The 17475-nt window shown below is 64.2% G+C and carries 15 protein-coding genes; 10 read left to right on the top strand and 5 right to left on the bottom strand.

The window, feature by feature from the left end; all coding sequences use genetic code 11:
- Positions 1-6: 6 nt before the first annotated feature.
- From LDZ24_RS02035 to gloA, 9 genes are all read left to right on the top strand, one after another.
- Positions 7-693: a gamma-glutamylcyclotransferase gene (locus LDZ24_RS02035; protein WP_371747374.1), complete on the top strand. Its 687-nt coding sequence runs from the start codon at positions 7-9 to the stop codon at positions 691-693.
- Between the two features lie 190 nt (positions 694-883).
- Entirely contained in the window at positions 884-1789 is a 906-nt protein-coding gene (locus LDZ24_RS02030) for an HlyC/CorC family transporter (protein WP_175939516.1), read from the top strand.
- Positions 1790-1855: 66 nt separating this feature from the next.
- Positions 1856-3514, top strand: a complete 1659-nt coding sequence (lnt, locus tag LDZ24_RS02025; protein WP_248321258.1) for an apolipoprotein N-acyltransferase — start codon at positions 1856-1858, stop codon at positions 3512-3514.
- Between the two features lie 197 nt (positions 3515-3711).
- On the top strand, positions 3712-4740 hold the full coding sequence (gene glyQ / locus LDZ24_RS02020; protein ID WP_248321255.1) for a glycine--tRNA ligase subunit alpha: 1029 nt from the start codon (positions 3712-3714) through the stop codon (positions 4738-4740).
- Positions 4741-4757: 17 nt separating this feature from the next.
- Entirely contained in the window at positions 4758-6857 is a 2100-nt protein-coding gene (gene glyS / locus LDZ24_RS02015) for a glycine--tRNA ligase subunit beta (RefSeq protein WP_248321254.1), read from the top strand.
- 3 nt (positions 6858-6860) lie between these two features.
- Positions 6861-7412, top strand: coding sequence for a D-glycero-beta-D-manno-heptose 1,7-bisphosphate 7-phosphatase (gmhB, locus tag LDZ24_RS02010; RefSeq protein WP_159835296.1), 552 nt, complete (start codon positions 6861-6863; stop codon positions 7410-7412).
- Positions 7413-7442: 30 nt separating this feature from the next.
- On the top strand, positions 7443-8216 hold the full coding sequence (locus LDZ24_RS02005; RefSeq protein WP_248321252.1) for a 1-acyl-sn-glycerol-3-phosphate acyltransferase: 774 nt from the start codon (positions 7443-7445) through the stop codon (positions 8214-8216).
- 87 nt (positions 8217-8303) lie between these two features.
- Positions 8304-9185, top strand: coding sequence for a M48 family metallopeptidase (locus LDZ24_RS02000; RefSeq protein ID WP_248321251.1), 882 nt, complete (start codon positions 8304-8306; stop codon positions 9183-9185).
- Between the two features lie 84 nt (positions 9186-9269).
- Positions 9270-9656 carry a lactoylglutathione lyase gene (gloA, locus tag LDZ24_RS01995; protein WP_175939508.1) on the top strand — a complete coding sequence of 129 codons (387 nt, stop codon included), beginning with the start codon at positions 9270-9272 and terminating at the stop codon, positions 9654-9656.
- Positions 9657-9723: 67 nt separating this feature from the next.
- On the opposite strand, the gene LDZ24_RS01990 is transcribed toward gloA, so the two are convergent.
- Positions 9724-10452 (bottom strand): FadR/GntR family transcriptional regulator, encoded by a 729-nt coding sequence (locus LDZ24_RS01990; RefSeq protein WP_371747373.1) that lies wholly within the window; start codon positions 10450-10452, stop codon positions 9724-9726.
- 98 nt (positions 10453-10550) lie between these two features.
- Here LDZ24_RS01990 and dgoD point away from each other — a divergent pair, with 98 nt between their 5' ends.
- Complete coding sequence (gene dgoD / locus LDZ24_RS01985) at positions 10551-11699, top strand: galactonate dehydratase (protein WP_248321249.1); 1149 nt, start codon at positions 10551-10553, stop codon at positions 11697-11699.
- Between the two features lie 6 nt (positions 11700-11705).
- Here dgoD and pabB read toward each other — a convergent pair whose 3' ends face one another.
- From pabB to LDZ24_RS01965, 4 genes are all read right to left on the bottom strand, one after another.
- Entirely contained in the window at positions 11706-13505 is a 1800-nt protein-coding gene (gene pabB / locus LDZ24_RS01980) for an aminodeoxychorismate synthase component I (protein ID WP_248321247.1), read from the bottom strand.
- A gap of 22 nt (positions 13506-13527) precedes the next feature.
- A complete protein-coding gene (gene dnaJ, locus LDZ24_RS01975) occupies positions 13528-14664 on the bottom strand; it encodes a molecular chaperone DnaJ (RefSeq protein ID WP_248321245.1) in 1137 nt (378 codons plus the stop codon).
- Positions 14665-14932: 268 nt separating this feature from the next.
- Positions 14933-16885 (bottom strand): molecular chaperone DnaK, encoded by a 1953-nt coding sequence (gene dnaK / locus LDZ24_RS01970; protein ID WP_248321244.1) that lies wholly within the window; start codon positions 16883-16885, stop codon positions 14933-14935.
- A 179-nt stretch (positions 16886-17064) separates the two neighbouring features.
- Positions 17065-17460: a thioredoxin family protein gene (locus LDZ24_RS01965; RefSeq protein ID WP_175939503.1), complete on the bottom strand. Its 396-nt coding sequence runs from the start codon at positions 17458-17460 to the stop codon at positions 17065-17067.
- Positions 17461-17475 lie beyond the last annotated feature (15 nt).

Here is a 17475-nt window from a genome sequence, read left to right as displayed (position 1 = left end):
CGCACCGTGAACGACAAGACACCCGAGTCCACGCCCGCTATCGAGAGCCCGCCGCTCGATCCGCCGCAGCCCCGCCCGGACTATCCGCCCGCGCTACTCGACACGCCGCTTCTCACCGATGAGGAACTCGCCGCATCGCGCGAAGCGGCGCTTTCACATTGGGACCGCAGGTCGGACCTGTGGCTCTTTGGCTATGGCTCGCTTATCTGGAATCCCGGACTGCCGACGCTCGAAGCCGTGCGCGGCAAAGTGCATGGCTATCATCGCGGGCTGTATCTGTGGTCGCGCGTGAATCGCGGCACGCCGGAGCAGCCGGGTCTCGTGCTCGCGCTCGATCGCGGCGGCTCCTGCACCGGCATGGCGTTCCGCCTCGGCGGGCCGGACACGGAGGAGCATCTGGAAGTCCTCTGGCGACGCGAGATGGCCATGGCCTCGTATCGTCCGGCGTGGCTGCCGTGCACGCTGATCGACGGACGACGCGTGCAGGCGCTCGCGTTCGTCATGCGCCGTGACGCCACCTCGTACACGGGCAAGCTGGCCGATCCGGTCATCCGCACGGTGTTCGGCTGCGCGAGCGGTCGCTACGGCACCACGCTCGATTACGTGAGCCGCACCGTGGAAGCCCTGCGCGAATGCGGCATGCCGGACCGCGCGCTCGAGGCGCTGCTCCGACGTTGCCAGGGCGGCGAGTGATCTTCTCGCGGGCCGAAGAGAGGGTCGGCCGATCGGCTAACGATGCCCGCCTGACGCCTGTTTCGCATATCGATCGGCTAGCATCGTGGAGCGTTTCGCTAAGCGCGCCGCACCACGCAGGCCGCGTTTTACCTTGGTGTATGCTTAAGTTTCTGTTAATTCGCGCCCGGGTCTTCCCGGGCGCTCCGCTATGAACGAACCCTATCCCAGTCGACGCCACGCCGACAAACCGCAGGAAAAACGCTCGCTGCTCGAGCGTCTGACCGATTTCATCTCGCACGAACCCGAGTCGCGCGACGAGCTTCTCGAAGTGCTCCAGGATGCGCACGAGCGCAACCTGCTCGATGCCGATTCGCTTTCGATGATCGAAGGCGTCTTTCAGGTGTCCGATCTCTGCGCGCGCGACATCATGATTCCGCGCGCCCAGATGGACGCCATCAACATCGCGGAAACGCCCGCCGAATTCATTCCCTTTGTGCTGGAAAAAGCGCACTCGCGCTATCCGGTGTACGAGGGCAACCGCGACAACGTCATCGGCGTGCTGCTCGCGAAAGACCTGCTGCGCTATTACGCCGAAGAAGAGTTCGACGTGCGCGGCATGCTGCGCCCCGCCGTGTTCATCCCCGAGTCCAAGCGCCTCAACGTGCTGCTGCACGACTTCCGCGTGAACCGCAACCACATTGCGATCGTCGTCGATGAATACGGCGGCGTCGCGGGCCTCATCACCATCGAGGACGTGCTGGAACAGATCGTCGGCGACATCGAGGACGAATACGACTTCGACGAGGAAACCGGCAATATCATCGCGTCGCCGGACGGCAAGTTCCGCGTGCGCGCGCTGACGGGCATTCAACAGTTCAACGAAGAATTCGGCACCGACTTCTCCGACGAGGAAGTCGACACCATCGGCGGGCTCGTCACGCACCGGTTCGGGCGCGTGCCGCATCGCGGCGAGAAGGTGCGCATCGACGACTTCGTGTTCGAGATTCTTCGCGGCGACGCCCGCCAGGTTCACGTGCTGCTCGTGCGGCGCGTGCCCAATCTCACGCAGCAGCCGCGTCAGCCCGGCGACGACGAGAGCGAGCTGCGCGACTGATCGGCGGCGCGCGCGCCGCCACGCGCTTCAAGAAATATCATTTCGCCACCGGCGACCTAGCAATTTATGGCCGATTCACCGTTTCGCTCCCTGTCGCGTCAACGCGACGTCACAGCTTCCGCTGCGCCGCGCGCGCTCCCGTTCTGGCATTACCTCGTCGCCGCCGTGCTCGGCGCGGCGAACACGCTGTCGTTCGCGCCGACACCCCACGGCGGCTGGATCGAACTCGTCATCTTCGCGTGCTTCTTTTCGTGGCTGTCGCGCACGAGCGGCTGGAAAAGCGCGGCGGCAACCGGCTGGGCCTTCGGCTTCGGCAACTTCGTCACGGGCGTCTGGTGGCTGTACGTGAGCATGCACGACTATGGCGGCATGGCCGCGCCGCTCGCCGCCGCCGCGGTCGCGCTGTTTTCGCTGTATCTCGCGGTGTATCCGGCGTTGTCGAGCCTCGTCTGGTCGCTCGTCGCGGGACGCGCCCGCTTCGGCGATGAAGACGCTGCCACCGCCCGCGAGATCGATGCATCGCCGCGCTACACGCCCACCTGGCACGGCGCGTTTGCGTTCGCAAGCGCCTGGGCGCTCGGCGAATGGCTGCGCGGACTCGTGTTCACCGGCTTTCCGTGGCTCGCGAGCGGCTATGCGCAAGTGGACGGCCCGCTTGCCGGCTTCGGCGCGATTGCCGGCGTGTACGGCGTCGCGTGGGTGCTCGCGCTCGTGGCTGCATGCATCGTTCAGGCGGTGGTCGCGTTTCGCGGGATGCGGCGGCGCGCGTTGGCGCCCGCATTGACGGCGCTTGCGCTAATCGTCGCCGGCATGCTGCTCTCGCTCGCGCAATGGACGACGCCTGCCAACGCACCGCTCGACGTGCGTCTGCTTCAAGGCAATGTGAAGCAGGAGATGAAGTTCGAGCAGGCGGGCGTCGACGAATCGCTCGCGCTTTACAAGCGGCTCATCACCGAGAAGCCGGCCGATCTGATCGTCACGCCGGAGACCGCGCTGCCCGTGCTGGCTGTTCAGGTGCCGCCGGCGTTCGCGAGCGTGATCCGCAGTTTCGCGGACAGCACGAATTCGTCGATTCTCTTCGGCGCGATCGGCGTCACGATTCAGCCGGACGGACGCCCGACCGATTTCACGAACAGCCTCTTCGGCATCACGCCGGGCGTGAACGATGTGTATCGCTACGACAAGCATCATCTCGTGCCGTTCGGCGAATTCGTGCCGCTCGGCTTTCACTGGTTCGTGAACCTGATGGGCATTCCGCTCGGCGATCTCGCGCGCGGTCCAGTCACGCAGAAGCCGTTCTTCGTGCATAACCAGCCGGTCGCCGTCGATGTTTGCTACGAGGACATCTTCGGCGAAGAGATCGCGCGCACGCTGCGCGAACAGGAAACGCCCGCGGGCATTCTCGTCAACTCGACGAATCTGGCGTGGTTCGGCAACACGATCGCGCTCGATCAGCATTTGCAAATCGCGCGCATGCGTTCGATCGAAACCGGCCGGCCGACGCTGCGGGCGACGAACACGGGCATGACGGCGGTGATCGCGGCAAACGGCGATGTCGTGTCGCGCCTGCCGACGTTCACGACCGGCGTGCTCGAAGCGCGCGTGCAGGGCACGTCGGGACGCACGCCGTATGTGACGAGCGGTAATGCGACGGTGATCGTCGTGTCGCTGCTGTTGCTGGCGGTCGGGTTTGCGTTTGCGCCGGGGAAGAAGCGTCGGGTCTGACGCGTGTATCGCAACGCTGCTTTTGCGCGCAATACGGGCTGCAACAGCGCACAGGCGCGCAGCGCGGTCAAGCGCCCTCCTTCCCAAAAAGTCCCGCCGGTCCCGCGTTCCAGCTAAAATTCAAGGTTTTAGCACTTCGGCCGAGCCTCGGAGCCGCGCGTTTTTCGGCGCGCGCCCGGTCCGTATCAAAGGCAACCATGCTCACCTTTCAGCAAATCATCCTGACGCTGCAGTCCTATTGGAACGACAAGGGCTGCGCGCTTCTCCAGCCCATCGACATGGAAGTCGGCGCGGGCACCTCGCACGTGCACACCTTCCTGCGCGCGATCGGTCCGGAGCCGTGGCGCGCGGCCTACGTGCAGCCGTCGCGCCGCCCGAAGGACGGCCGTTACGGCGAGAACCCCAACCGCCTGCAGCACTACTATCAGTATCAGGTCGTGCTCAAGCCCGCGCCTGAGAACATCCTCGACCTGTATCTCGGTTCGCTCGAAGCACTCGGTTTCGATCTGAAGCAGAACGACGTGCGCTTCGTCGAGGACGACTGGGAGAACCCGACGCTCGGCGCATGGGGACTCGGCTGGGAAGTGTGGCTCAACGGCATGGAAGTGACGCAGTTCACGTACTTCCAGCAGGTAGGCGGCCTCGACTGCAAGCCGGTGCTCGGCGAGATCACGTATGGTCTGGAACGCCTCGCCATGTATCTGCAGAAAGTGGAGAACGTGTACGACCTCGTCTGGACCGAGTGGGAAGAAGACGGCCCGAGCGGCAAGGTGCTGCGTCGCCTGACTTACGGCGACGTCTATCACCAGAACGAAGTCGAGCAGTCCACCTACAACTTCGAGCACGCGAACGTCGATCTGCTCTTCAACTTCTTTAACAGCTACGAAGCCGAAGCGAAGAAGATGATCGAGGCGAAGCTCGCGCTGCCTGCCTATGAACTCGTGCTAAAGGCAGGCCATACGTTCAATCTGCTCGATTCGCGCGGCGCGATTTCCGTGACCGAGCGCGCGGCGTATATCGGCCGCATTCGGGCGCTCTCGCGTCTCGTGGCGCAGGCTTACTACGATTCCCGCGAAAGTCTCGGCTTCCCGATGCTCGGCAATCCGGTGCACGCCGCCGCGGAGCTCGTCACCGATCAGCAGGAAGCCGCGCGTCCGGCCTGGGCGCCGCCGCTGAAGGTGGAAAGCGCGCCGCCGGGCGAAACGCGCAACAACGATCAGGTTTGACGAGGCAAGACAGAACAATGACGCAATCCAATCACGCTTCCCTGCTCGTCGAGCTGCTCACCGAAGAACTTCCGCCGAAAGCCCTCGCGCGTCTCGGCACCGCGTTCGCCGAAGGCATCGTCGAGCGGCTCGCCGCCCGCGATCTGATCGAAGGCGCCGTATCGTTCGAACAGTACGCGACGCCGCGCCGCCTCGCCGTGTTGATCCGCAACGTGCGCGATGTCGCGCCCGAGAAGCAGGTCCGCGAAAAAGTGCTGCCGGTCTCGGTCGCGCTCGACAAGGAAGGCAACCCCACGCCGCCGCTCGCGAAGAAACTCGCCGCGCTCGGCTTTCCCGACTTTCCGCTCGCCGAACTCGAACGCGCGCAGGACGGCAAGGCCGAGGCGTTCTTCCTGCGCTACGCCGCGCCCGGCGCGACGCTCGCCGACGGCCTGCAAGCCGCGCTCGACGAAACGCTCACCAAGCTGCCGATCCCGAAGGTCATGACGTATCAGCGTCCGGACGGCACCAACGTGCAATTCGTGCGTCCGGTGCAGCGCCTTGTCGCCATGCACGGCCGCAACGTCGTGCCGGTGAGCGCGCTCGGCGTCGATGCGGGCGATACGACCATCGGCCATCGCTTTCTGTCGCAGGGCTTCGTCGCGATTCCGAGCGCCGACGACTACTCGGAAACGCTGCGCACGAAGGCGCATGTCGTCGCGAATTTCGATGACCGCCGCGAATCCATCCGCACGCAATTGCAGGCGTTCGCGGGCGAAGACCGCGTCGTGATGCCGGAGTCGCTGCTCGACGAAGTGAACGCGCTCGTCGAATGGCCGGTGGTGTATCAGTGCCGCTTCGACGAGGAGTTCCTGCAAGTGCCGCAGGAATGTCTGATCCTCACGATGCAGACGAACCAGAAGTATTTCGCGCTCACGGACCAGAACGGCAAGCTGCGCTCGCGTTTCCTGATCGTGTCCAATATCGATACGCAAGCGCCCGCCGAGATTATCGAAGGCAACGAGCGCGTGGTGCGTCCGCGTCTCGCGGATGCGAAGTTCTTCTTCACGCAGGACAAGAAGAAGCGCCTCGAAGAGCGCGTGCCGCTGCTTGCGAACGTGGTCTATCACAACAAGCTCGGCTCGACGCTCGAACGCGTGCAGCGTCTCGAAGCGCTCGCGGGCGAAATCGCGCCGATGATCGGCGTCGATGCCGCGCTCACGCGCCGCGCCGCGCGTCTTGCAAAGGCCGACTTGCTCACCGACATGGTCGGCGAATTCCCCGAGTTGCAAGGCACGATGGGCACCTACTACGCACGCCACGACGGCGAGCCGGAAGAAGTCGCGCTCGCGTGCTCGGAGCACTATCAGCCGCGCTTCTCCGGCGACGACACGCCGTCCACGGGCGTGGGCTCGGCGGTCGCGCTGGCGGACAAGCTCGAAACCATCGTCGGCATCTGGGGCATCGGTCTCGCGCCGACGGGCGAGAAGGATCCGTTCGCGCTGCGCCGTCATGCGCTCGGCGTGCTGCGCATCCTGCTCGAAAAGAAGCTGCCGGTCGACCTGCGCGATCTCGTCGCCGCCGCGCAGCGCCAGTTCGCCGGCATGCCGCAAGTCGCGGATTCGACGGAAGCCGTGTATGCGTTCTTCCTGGATCGTCTGCGTGGCCTCTTGCGCGAACGCGGCTTCGAAGCGAACGACATCGAGGCCGTTCTTAGCCTGAACCCGACGCGTCTCGACGATATCGTCGCGCGTCTTGATGCCGTGCGCGAATTCGCGGCGCTGCCGGAAGCGGCATCGCTCGCGGCGGCCAACAAGCGCATCACGAACATCCTCAGGAAGTCTGAGCAAGGCGCGCCTTCGTCGGTGAATCCTGAGTTGCTCGTGGAGCCGGCCGAGAAGAATCTGTACGCGCAGATTCAGAGCGTGACGCCGCGCGTGCAAAGCCAGCTCGCCGCGCGCAACTACACCGAAGCGTTGAGCGCGCTTGCCGCGCTGCGCGAGAGCGTCGATACGTTCTTCAACGACGTGATGGTGAACGCGGAAGACGCGGCGCTCAGAAACAATCGCCTCGCCCTGCTCGGCGCGCTGCATCAGCAGATGAACTGCGTGGCCGACATCTCCAAGCTCGCGGCGTAAGTCATGAACAGACGACTCGTGATTCTGGACCGCGACGGCGTCATCAACGTCGATTCGGACGCGTTCATCAAGTCGCCGGACGAATGGGTTGCCATTCCCGGCAGTCTCGAAGCCATCGCGCGACTGAATCAGGCGGGCTACCGCGTGGCGATTGCGTCGAACCAGTCGGGCATCGGGCGCGGTCTGTTCGACATGGCCGCGCTTAACGCCATGCATCAGAAGATGAACCGCGCGGCGGCGGCAGTGGGCGGACGCATCGACGCGATCTTCTTCTGTCCGCATACGGCCGAAGACCAGTGCGATTGCAGAAAGCCGAAGCCCGGCATGCTGCAGCAGATCATCGACCGTTTCGAGATCGATCCGGAAGACACGCCTGTTGTCGGCGACGCGCTGCGCGATCTTCAGGCAGGCGCGGCGCTCGGCTTTCCGGTGCATCTCGTGCTGACCGGCAAGGGCGAAAAAACGCTCGCGCAAGGCAACTTGCCCGAGGGCACGCAGGTTCACAAGGACCTGCGCGCGTTCGCGCTCGACTTTCTCGCGCGGCACCACGACTGACCGCTTTTCGTCACGCACTCTCGGGGCTTCATGCGCTTCATCCGTTCTTTGCTGCTGATGCTGTACTTCGTCGTGTATACGGTTCCGTACGCGACCGCCTGCTTCATCGCGTTTCCGTTCATGCGCGCGCACAACCGCTACTGGATGGCGGCGGGCTGGTGCAAGTCGACGATCGTCGTGCTGCGGTATCTCGTCGGCATTCGCTACAGGATAGAAGGCATGGAGAACCTGCCGAATGGCCCCGCCGTGCTGCTGTCGAAGCATCAATCCGCATGGGAAACGCTCGCCTTTCCGGCGCTGATGCCGCGCCCGCTCTGCTATGTGTTCAAGCGCGAGTTGCTGTACGTGCCGTTTTTCGGCTGGGCGCTCGGTCTCCTGAAGATGGTGCACATCGACCGTTCGCAGGGCCGCGACGCATTCGCCTCGGTGACGCGCCAAGGCCGCGCGCGCATGGACGAAGGCGCGTGGGTCATCATGTTTCCGGAAGGCACGCGCACGCGCGTCGGCGCGCAAGGCAAGTACAAGACGGGCGGCGCGCGCTTCGCCGTGGCCACGGGCGCGCCTGTCGTGCCGATTGCGCATAACGCCGGGCACGTCTGGCCGCGCAATTCGTTCATGAAATATCCGGGTATAGTCACGGTGTCGATCGGCAAGCCCATCGATACCGCCGGACTCTCGCCCGAAGAAGTGAATGCGCGCGTCGAGAGCTGGATCGAAACGGAGATGCGCCGTATCGATCCGCTCGCTTATGCCGCGCCGGGCAATGAGCCGCATCGAGCCGGCGCTGCGGGCGCGGGCCGCTGACGCGGCCTCGCACTCGAAAGTCAGAGCCGCGGCGTGCCTTATTCGTTCCTGTCGTCATTCCTGCGCCGCGAGCGCAAAGCCGAGCCGATGCAGAAGACTCCCTCGCGACAGCGCCCCGCCGTCGCGCTCGATACACTGCAACTCGATCTTCCGTTCGAGCATGCGCCCGCCGCCGCGCCCGCGCCGCTGCGCGGCGAGCTTCCCTCTTCAGAGCCGACTGCCAAGCCGGTGCCGCTGCCCGAAGGCGTGCGGCTGCGGCGCATCGTGCTCGGCGCGCGGGCGCTGGACTACCGCTTCAAACGCTCGGCGCGGCGCACCATCGGCTTCTGCATCGACGCGACCGGGCTCACGATCACCGCGCCGCGCTGGGTGACGATCGCGGATATCGAAAGCGCCATCGTCGACAAGCAAAGCTGGATTTTGCGCAAGCTGGCCGAATGGCAAACGCGCGTCGAGGAACGCGCGCTGCCGCGCATCGAATGGAAGGACGGCGCAGAGTTTCCGTTTCTCGGCAAGACGATTCGCGTGTCGCTGAACGCGGCCGCGAGCGCGCTGTCCTTCGATGCCGAGACCAACGTGCTGGCGCTCGCCCTGCCCGCGCTCGCCGACGCGCAGCAGATCAAGGACCGCGTGCAAAGCTGGCTGCAAAGCGAAGCGAAGCGCATCTTCGGCGAGCGGCTCGCGGTGTATGCGCAGAAGCTCGGCGTCGAGTTTCGCGCGTATGCGTTGTCGTCAGCGGCGACGCGCTGGGGCAGTTGTTCGAGCGACGGCAAGATTCGCCTCAACTGGCGGCTCATTCATTTCCCGTTGTCGATCATCGATTACGTGGTCGCGCATGAGCTTGCGCACTTGCGCGAGATGAACCACAGTCCGCGTTTCTGGCGTACCGTCGAATCCATCTTCCCGGAGTTTCGCGAGGCGCGGCATACGTTGAAGCACCATCCGCCGGACCTGCTGCCGACGCTGTAAGCACGCGTTCTGGCCGAACGGTACAATTTCGCATACCCGCAATCGCGGCTTTGCGCCGCCGTTCATCACAACAGGACCCCCACCATGCGACTCCTCCACACGATGCTGCGCGTCGGCGACCTGCAGCGTTCCATCGATTTCTATACGCGCATTCTCGGCATGAAAGTGCTGCGCCAGAGCGAGAACCCGGAATACAAGTACACGCTCGCGTTCGTCGGCTACGGCGACGAGAGCGAGAACAGCGTGCTCGAACTGACGTATAACTGGGGTGTCGAGAAGTACGAGATGGGCACGGCTTACGGCCATATCGCGCTCGAAGTGGATAATGCGGCCGAGGCGTGCGACCGCATCCGCGAAGCGGGCGGCAAGGTCACGCGCGAAGCCGGTCCCGTGAAGGGCGGCAAGACGGTGATCGCGTTCGTCGAAGATCCGGACGGCTACAAGGTCGAGCTGATCGAAAAGCATTCCTGATCGCTGGTTCAGCGACAAGGCAAGCGCGCCGCGACTTCTGTCGCCGCGCGTTTTTTTTCGCCTGCCGTCAGCCTTCGATACGGTCGCGTGTCACGCCGAGCAGATCCGCCATCGCGCGCCGCGCGGCAGCGGCGTCGCGAGCGGCGATGGCGTCGAACACGGCCGTATGTTCGGCGAGCGATGCATTGAACACGTCGGCGCGCTTCGCATTCAGGCGCAACTGGCCTTCGAGCGTGCGCGCGATCAGCGCGCCCAGCGGCACCAGCAACTCGTTGCTGCACGCGGCCAGCACGCACAGGTGAAAGTCGAGGTCGGCGCGGACCCATTCGTCGACGTTGCGCGCCTCCGTCATCGCGCGATGCGCGCGTTCCAGCCGTTCCAGCGTGCTCGGCTCGTGATTGCCGGCGGCGAGCGCGGCCGCATACGGCTCGATCATCTCGCGCATTTCCTGGAGCTTCAGCGCAAAGAGCATGGGCGGCGCGACGCGCGAGTACCAGTCGAGCATGTCGGCGTCGAGCAGATTCCACGCGTCCTTCGGGCGCACCCGCGTGCCCACCTTCGGCCGTGATTCGACGAGCCCTTTCGATGTCAGCGTGCGCAGCGCCTCGCGCAGCACGGTGCGGCTCACGCCGAAGCGTTCGATCAGATCCGCTTCGCGCGGCAACGGCGAGCCGGGCGGGAAATCGCCTCGCAGAATGGCCATGCCCAGTTCGTGCGCCACGCGGCCATGCAAATCGCGGTGAATGATCCACTCCTCGTCGGTCTCGTTGATTCGAGCGTGATTATGCTCGAACACGTGCGACGCCCAAAGCGCGCCTGCCGCCAATAGTACTATTAATACGACCAGACGCGCTGCTTTTTGCTACTATGGAGACCCTTGCTGGAGACGCTCACATGAAAATCACGAAACTCGAAACCTTTATCGTTCCGCCGCGCTGGTGCTTCCTCAAGATCGAAACCGACGAAGGCATTACCGGCTGGGGCGAGCCCGTCGTCGAAGGCCGCGCGCACACGGTGGCCGCCGCCGTCGACGAACTCGCGGACTATCTGATCGGCAAGGACGCGCGCCATATCGAAGACTTGTGGCAAGTGATGTATCGCGCGGGCTTCTATCGCGGCGGCCCGATCGGCATGAGCGCGATCGCGGGCGTCGATCAGGCGCTGTGGGACATTCTCGGCAAGCATCATGGCGTGCCGATTCACGCGCTGCTCGGCGGCCAGGTGCGCGACAAGATCAAGGTGTATTCGTGGATCGGCGGCGACCGTCCGAGCGATGTCGCGAACAACGCGCGCGCGGTCGTCGAACGCGGCTTCAAGGCCGTGAAGATGAACGGCTCCGAAGAACTGCAGATGATCGACACGTTCGACAAGGTGCAAGGCGTGATCGACAACGTGCGCGCCGTGCGCGAGGCGGTCGGCCCGAACGTGGGCATCGGCGTGGACTTTCATGGCCGCGTGCACAAGCCGATGGCGAAGGTGCTGGCGAGAGAGCTCGATCCGTTCAAGCTGATGTTCATCGAGGAGCCGGTGCTCTCCGAAAACGTCGAGGCGCTGCGCGATATCGTCAATCAGACGAGCACGCCGATTGCGCTCGGCGAGCGGCTTTATTCGCGCTGGGACTTCAAGCACATTCTCGCGGGCGGCTATGTCGATATCATCCAGCCGGACGCGTCGCACGCGGGCGGGCTGACGGAGTGCCGCAAGATCGCGTCGATGGCGGAAGCGTACGATGTCGCGCTCGCGCTGCATTGCCCGCTCGGCCCGATCGCGCTCGCGACCTGCCTGCAAATCGATGCCGTGAGCTACAACGCGTTCATCCAGGAACAGAGTCTCGGCATCCACTACAACACGGGCAACGATCTGCTCGACTACATCAAGAACCCGGAAGTCTTCAAGTACGACGACGGCATGGTGTCGATTCCGCAAGGGCCGGGACTCGGCATCGAGGTCAATGAGGAGAAGGTGCGCGAGATGGCGAAGGTCGGGCACCGCTGGCGTAATCCGGTGTGGCGTCACGCGGACGGCAGCGTCGCGGAGTGGTGATCGCCCTTAGCGTTTGAGCCTTGCCTCGACCGCGCCGCGCAGCGCATTGCTGAGAAGCAAGCCTTCGGCGCGGTCGATGTCTCGCACGGTCAGCGTGCGTTCCGACGCGCCGAGTTCCTCCATCAGCACCGCCCGCATGACGCCCGGCAGCACGCCGGCGCTCAAAGGTGGCGTCCACCACTTTCCGTCCAGCTTCACAAACACGCTCGAACGGCCGCCCTCGGTCAGTTCGCCGCGCTCGTTCGTGAACAGCATGTCGAACGCGCCTTCGGCTTCGGCGGCTTTCCACGCGCGGTCGTAGTCGGCGCGACGCGTCGTTTTGTGGCGAAGCAATACATCGGCGGATGACTGCGGCGCGAAGCCTCGGTCTGCGGCGAGAAGCACGCCCACCGTATCCGACGACAACGGCGCGAGCGGCGCGCTCGTCAGCGCGAGGCGTCCGCTCTTGCCGAGCGCGATGCGCAATCTGTACGGCTTGCCCGCTTCGAAGCTCGCGCATTGCTGCGCGACTTGGGCATCCAGAGCGCGCTTGTCGAAGGGGAAGCCCAAATACGCTGCGCTCGCTTCGAGTCGCGCAACATGACGCGAGTAGTGGCGCACGCCTTCGTCGCGCGTGGCGTACGTCGTCTCGAAGAGTTCGAAACCGGGGTCCGCGCCGGTCAGAAAGCGCGCCTTGAGAAGACACTCCTCGTACTCGCTCTCTGCAATGCTATCCAGCACGATGCCCGCGCCGATGCCGAGCACGCCGCGCTTCTGATCAGCGTCGATCACCAGCGTGCGAATGGCGACCGAGAGGCAGAAATCGCCGCGTTGATCGAGCCAGCCGATCGCACCGGTATAAAGCCCGCGCGGCGTGCTTTCGATCTGATCGATGAGTTGCATCGTGCGGTACTTCGGCGCGCCGGTGATCGACCCGCACGGAAAGAGCGCCCGCACGATCGCGGCGAACGACGTGTCCGGCGATACGCGCGCCTCGACCGTCGACGTCATCTGCCAGACCGACGCATACGGCTCCACGGAAAAAAGCGCCGGCACATGCACAGAGCCCGTCGCCGCGACACGCGAAAGATCATTGCGCAGCAAGTCGACGATCATCACGTTTTCCGCGCGATTCTTCGGGTCGCAGCGCAGCGCGGCGGGGTCCGAGTCGCGCGGCGCGGTGCCTTTCATCGGCTTTGCGCGCAGCACGTCGCCATGCTTCTCGACAAAAAGCTCCGGCGAACACGACACGACCGCGCGTCCGTCCGGCAACGCGATCAAAGCGCCGTACCTGACCGGCTGCCGCTCCCGCAGCCGTCGATACAGCGCGAGCGGCGAGCCGAACACATCGAAGTTCAGCCGGAACGTGTAGTTGACCTGATACGATTCGCCTTCTTCTAGCGCGTGCTTGATGGCAGCAATCGCGTGATCGAATTCGTCGCGGGTGATGCTCGGCTCGATGCCGCCGACGCCCGCGACCGAGGGCTCGGCGCTTTCCGCATCCTGCGACGCGAGCCATTCGCTCGCCTCATCGCGTGACAGCAGCGCGCACGAGCGGAACATAAGCACACGCAGCACGTGATCGCCGCCGCGTCCGATGCTGCCGAACTGAAGGTTGCGCCCGAACTCGTAATCCGCGACGACGACTGCATGCAGTCCGCTTGTCAGATCGCGTTCGATGGCGGCGCAGACCGCATCGAGTTCGCGCCCGTCCTCGCACACATGTTCGTGCGAAAAGTCCGCGTACAAACGACTCGACCGCCTTTCGGCGGTCGCGTCGCAATCGTCGAGCAGCGCGAACACCGCGCTGCGTGCTTCGATTTTCATGGCAATGCTCGTATCGACTGCATCAGTCGAAGAAGCTCTTTACCCGGTCGAACCAGCTTTTGCTCTGCGGGCTATGCCGCGCGCCGCCTTCCGTCAGCGACTTCTCGAACTGCTTCAGCAGATCGCGCTGCTGCTCGGTGAGCTTGACCGGCGTTTCCACCTGCACGTGCACGTAGAGATCGCCCGCGATGCTCGAACGCAAACCCTTGATGCCCTTGCCGCGCAGACGGAACGTCTTGCCCGACTGCGTGCCTTCGGGCACGGTGAAGCTCGCGCGTCCCGCCAGCGTCGGCACTTCGATCTCGCCGCCGAGCGCCGCCGTGGTGAACGGAATCGGCATCTGGCAATGCAGGTCGTCGCCGTCGCGCTCGAACACCGAGTGCTGCTTGATGTGGATCTCCACGTACAAGTCGCCGCTCGGCCCGCCGTTGATGCCCGGCTCGCCGTTGCCCGCCGAACGGATGCGCATGCCGTCGTCGATGCCCGCCGGGATCTTCACTTCCAGCGTCTTCGTTTCCTTCACCTTGCCCGCGCCGTGGCAGTTGCCGCACGGGTCGGGAACGTAGGTGCCGCTGCCGTGACACTTCGGACACGTCTGCTGGATGCTGAAGAAGCCCTGCGACATCCGAACCTGGCCCTGACCGTGACACGTCGGACAGGTTTCCGGCTTCGTGCCGGGCTTCGCGCCCGAGCCGTGGCAGACGTTGCAGTTGACCCAGCTCGGCACGCGGATCTGCGTGTCGTAACCGTGCGCGGCCTGCTCCAGCGTGATCTCCATGCTGTAGCGCAAGTCCGCGCCGCGATACACCTGCGGACCGCCGCGACCGCCGCGCGCCGCGCCGCCCGCGGCCTGCCCGAAGATGTCGCCGAAGATATCGCCGAACGCATCGGCAAAGCCGCCGAAGCCTTGCGCGCCCGCGCCCGCCATGTTCGGATCGACGCCCGCGTGACCGTATTGATCGTACGCGGCGCGCTTTTGCTGGTCGGAGAGCATCTCGTAGGCTTCCTTCGCCTCCTTGAAGTTCTCTTCCGCCTTCTTGTTGTCCGGGTTGCGGTCAGGGTGATACTTCATCGCGAGCTTGCGATACGCCTTCTTGATCTCGTCGTCGCTCGCGTTCTTCGCAACGCCCAGAACGTCGTAGTAATCCCGTTTCGCCATGTCGGTTCCATGCCGCCGCGGAGTGACCGCGACGGTTCCTCTCGAATGCTTCGGACCAAACGGCCCGCGCGTAACCTCTGACGCCTCGCTGCAGAAACCCGCCTTCAGCAAGACGCCCCAAAAAAACAATGTGCCCGGTCGAGCCGTTCGGCTCGCCAGGCGCGTTTCACGTCAGACGCTCAACGCGTCCTGCCGCGGTGTTTTCGCGCGATACCGCCCGCGAAAAGACCGCGAGCGCGTGAACGTTGCCATCCACGCGCTCTGCGGCTTAGTCCTTCTTCACTTCCTTGAAGTCGGCGTCGACGACATCGTCATGCTGCTGGCTCGCGCCAGCCGATGCCGCTTCCGCGCCGGCGGCACCCGCAGCCGCACCCGCCGCGCCTTGCTGCGCCTGCATGTCGGCGTACATCTTCTCGCCGAGCTTCTGCGATGCGGTAGCCAGCGCCTCGATCTTCGCTTCGATCGTCGCCTTGTCGCTCGACGTGTTCTTCAGCGCCTCTTCGAGGTCCTTCAGCGCGGCTTCGATCTTTTCCTTCTCCGAAGCGTCGACCTTGTCGCCGTACTCGGCAACCGCCTTCTTCGTGCTGTGGACCAGCGCGTCGCCCTGGTTACGGGCATCGGCCAGCTCGCGCAGCTTGTGATCTTCCTCGGCGTTGGCTTCGGCGTCCTTCACCATCTTGTCGATTTCGGCGTCCGTCAGACCCGAGTTCGCCTTGATGGTGATCTTGTTTTCCTTGCCAGTCGCCTTGTCCTTCGCGCCGACGTGCAGAATGCCGTTCGCGTCGATGTCGAAAGTCACTTCGATCTGCGGCACGCCACGCGGTGCGGGCGGAATGCCTTCGAGGTTGAACTCGCCGAGCAGCTTGTTGCCTGCGGCCATTTCACGCTCGCCCTGGAACACCTTGATCGTCACGGCGCTCTGATTGTCGTCCGCCGTCGAATACACTTGCGAGTGCTTCGTCGGGATCGTGGTGTTTTTGTTGATCATCTTCGTCATCACGCCGCCGAGCGTCTCGATGCCGAGCGAGAGCGGAGTCACGTCGAGCAGCAGCACGTCCTTGCGGTCGCCCGACAGAACCTGACCTTGAATCGCGGCGCCCACGGCCACGGCTTCGTCCGGGTTCACGTCACGGCGCGGTTCCTTGCCGAAGAACTCCTTCACCTTTTCCTGCACCTTCGGCATGCGCGTCATGCCGCCGACGAGAATCACGTCGTCGATATCGCCGACCTTCACGCCCGCATCCTTAATAGCGATGCGGCACGGTTCGATCGTGCGCTCGATCAGGTCTTCCACGAGCGCTTCGAGCTTCGCGCGGGTGATCTTGAGGTTCAGGTGCTTCGGACCCGACGCGTCCGCCGTGATGTACGGCAGGTTGATTTCGGTCTGCGCCGTGGACGACAGTTCGATCTTCGCCTTTTCAGCGGCTTCCTTCAGGCGTTGCAGCGCGAGCACGTCCTTCGACAGATCGACGCCCTGCTCCTTCTTGAACTCGCCGATGATGTAATCGATGATGCGCTGGTCGAAGTCTTCGCCGCCCAGGAACGTGTCCCCGTTCGTCGAGAGCACTTCGAACTGCATTTCGCCGTCCACATCCGCGATTTCGATGATCGAGATGTCGAACGTGCCGCCGCCCAGGTCGAACACGGCGATCTTGCGGTCGCCCTTTTCGGCCTTGTCGAGGCCGAACGCGAGCGCGGCTGCCGTCGGTTCGTTGATGATGCGCTTGACTTCCAGACCGGCGATGCGGCCCGCGTCCTTGGTTGCCTGACGCTGGCTGTCGTTGAAGTACGCCGGAACCGTGATGACGGCTTCCGTCACCGGCTCGCCGAGGTAATCTTCAGCGGTCTTCTTCATCTTGCGCAGCACTTCCGCCGAGATTTGCGGCGGCGCGAGCTTCTGGCCGTGCGCTTCGACCCATGCGTCGCCATTGTCGGCCTTGACGATCTTGTAGGGCATCAGGCCGATGTCCTTCTGCACTTCCTTCTCTTCGAAGCGGCGGCCGATCAGGCGCTTGACTGCGTACAGCGTGTTGCGCGGATTCGTGACCGACTGACGCTTGGCAGGCGCGCCGACGAGGATCTCGTTGTCATCCATGTACGCGATGATCGACGGCGTGGTGCGCGCGCCTTCCGAGTTCTCGATGACCTTGACCTGATTGCCTTCCATCAGCGCCACGCACGAGTTCGTGGTGCCGAGGTCGATGCCGATGATTTTGCCCATTTTTATACTCTCCTAGCTTTGATCGCTTTGGCGCTGCGGCCGGGGAACGCCGGCTTTTGCGGCCGATTCAACGGGCCGAACGCCCAAAATTCATACCTGTACGCAAGATAAGAGCGCCGATTTCGTTTTCAAGACCCTGAATGCAATGCGGTCTATAACTTTTTGCGCTCCGGCTCGCGTCATTCTTTTGCTGCCGCCGCGCGGATTTTCTCGCGCGCCGCCGCGACTGCCGCCTCGAACTGCGCAAGACCGTGCCAGCCGGTCGCGCGGCCGAGCCGCTTGCCGCGGTGAAAGAAGAACCACGTCGGCACGCCGTGCAACATGAAGCGGCGGCCTAGCTCCCGATGCTCGTACACATTGCTGTGAAACCACTTCAGTCCGAGCGCGCGAATGGCGTCGGGCTGCGCGAGCATCGCTTTTTTCGCGATCTCGCAGTTGAAGCAGTCGAGGCCCCAGAAAAACACGACGGCCAGTTCGTCGCCCGCCGACGCCAGCCCGCCGTCGAAGCCGGCGGCGTCCAGTTCCTGCATCTCGAAGACGGAGAAAGCGGTCGAATCGACGGGCACGTTGGCCATGATCGCGGACCTCGT

This window comes from Caballeronia sp. Sq4a (genome assembly GCF_023170545.1).
Lineage (GTDB): Bacteria > Pseudomonadota > Gammaproteobacteria > Burkholderiales > Burkholderiaceae > Caballeronia.
Note: the sequence above shows the minus strand (reverse complement) of the source record. Positions and strands in the feature narration are given on the sequence as shown.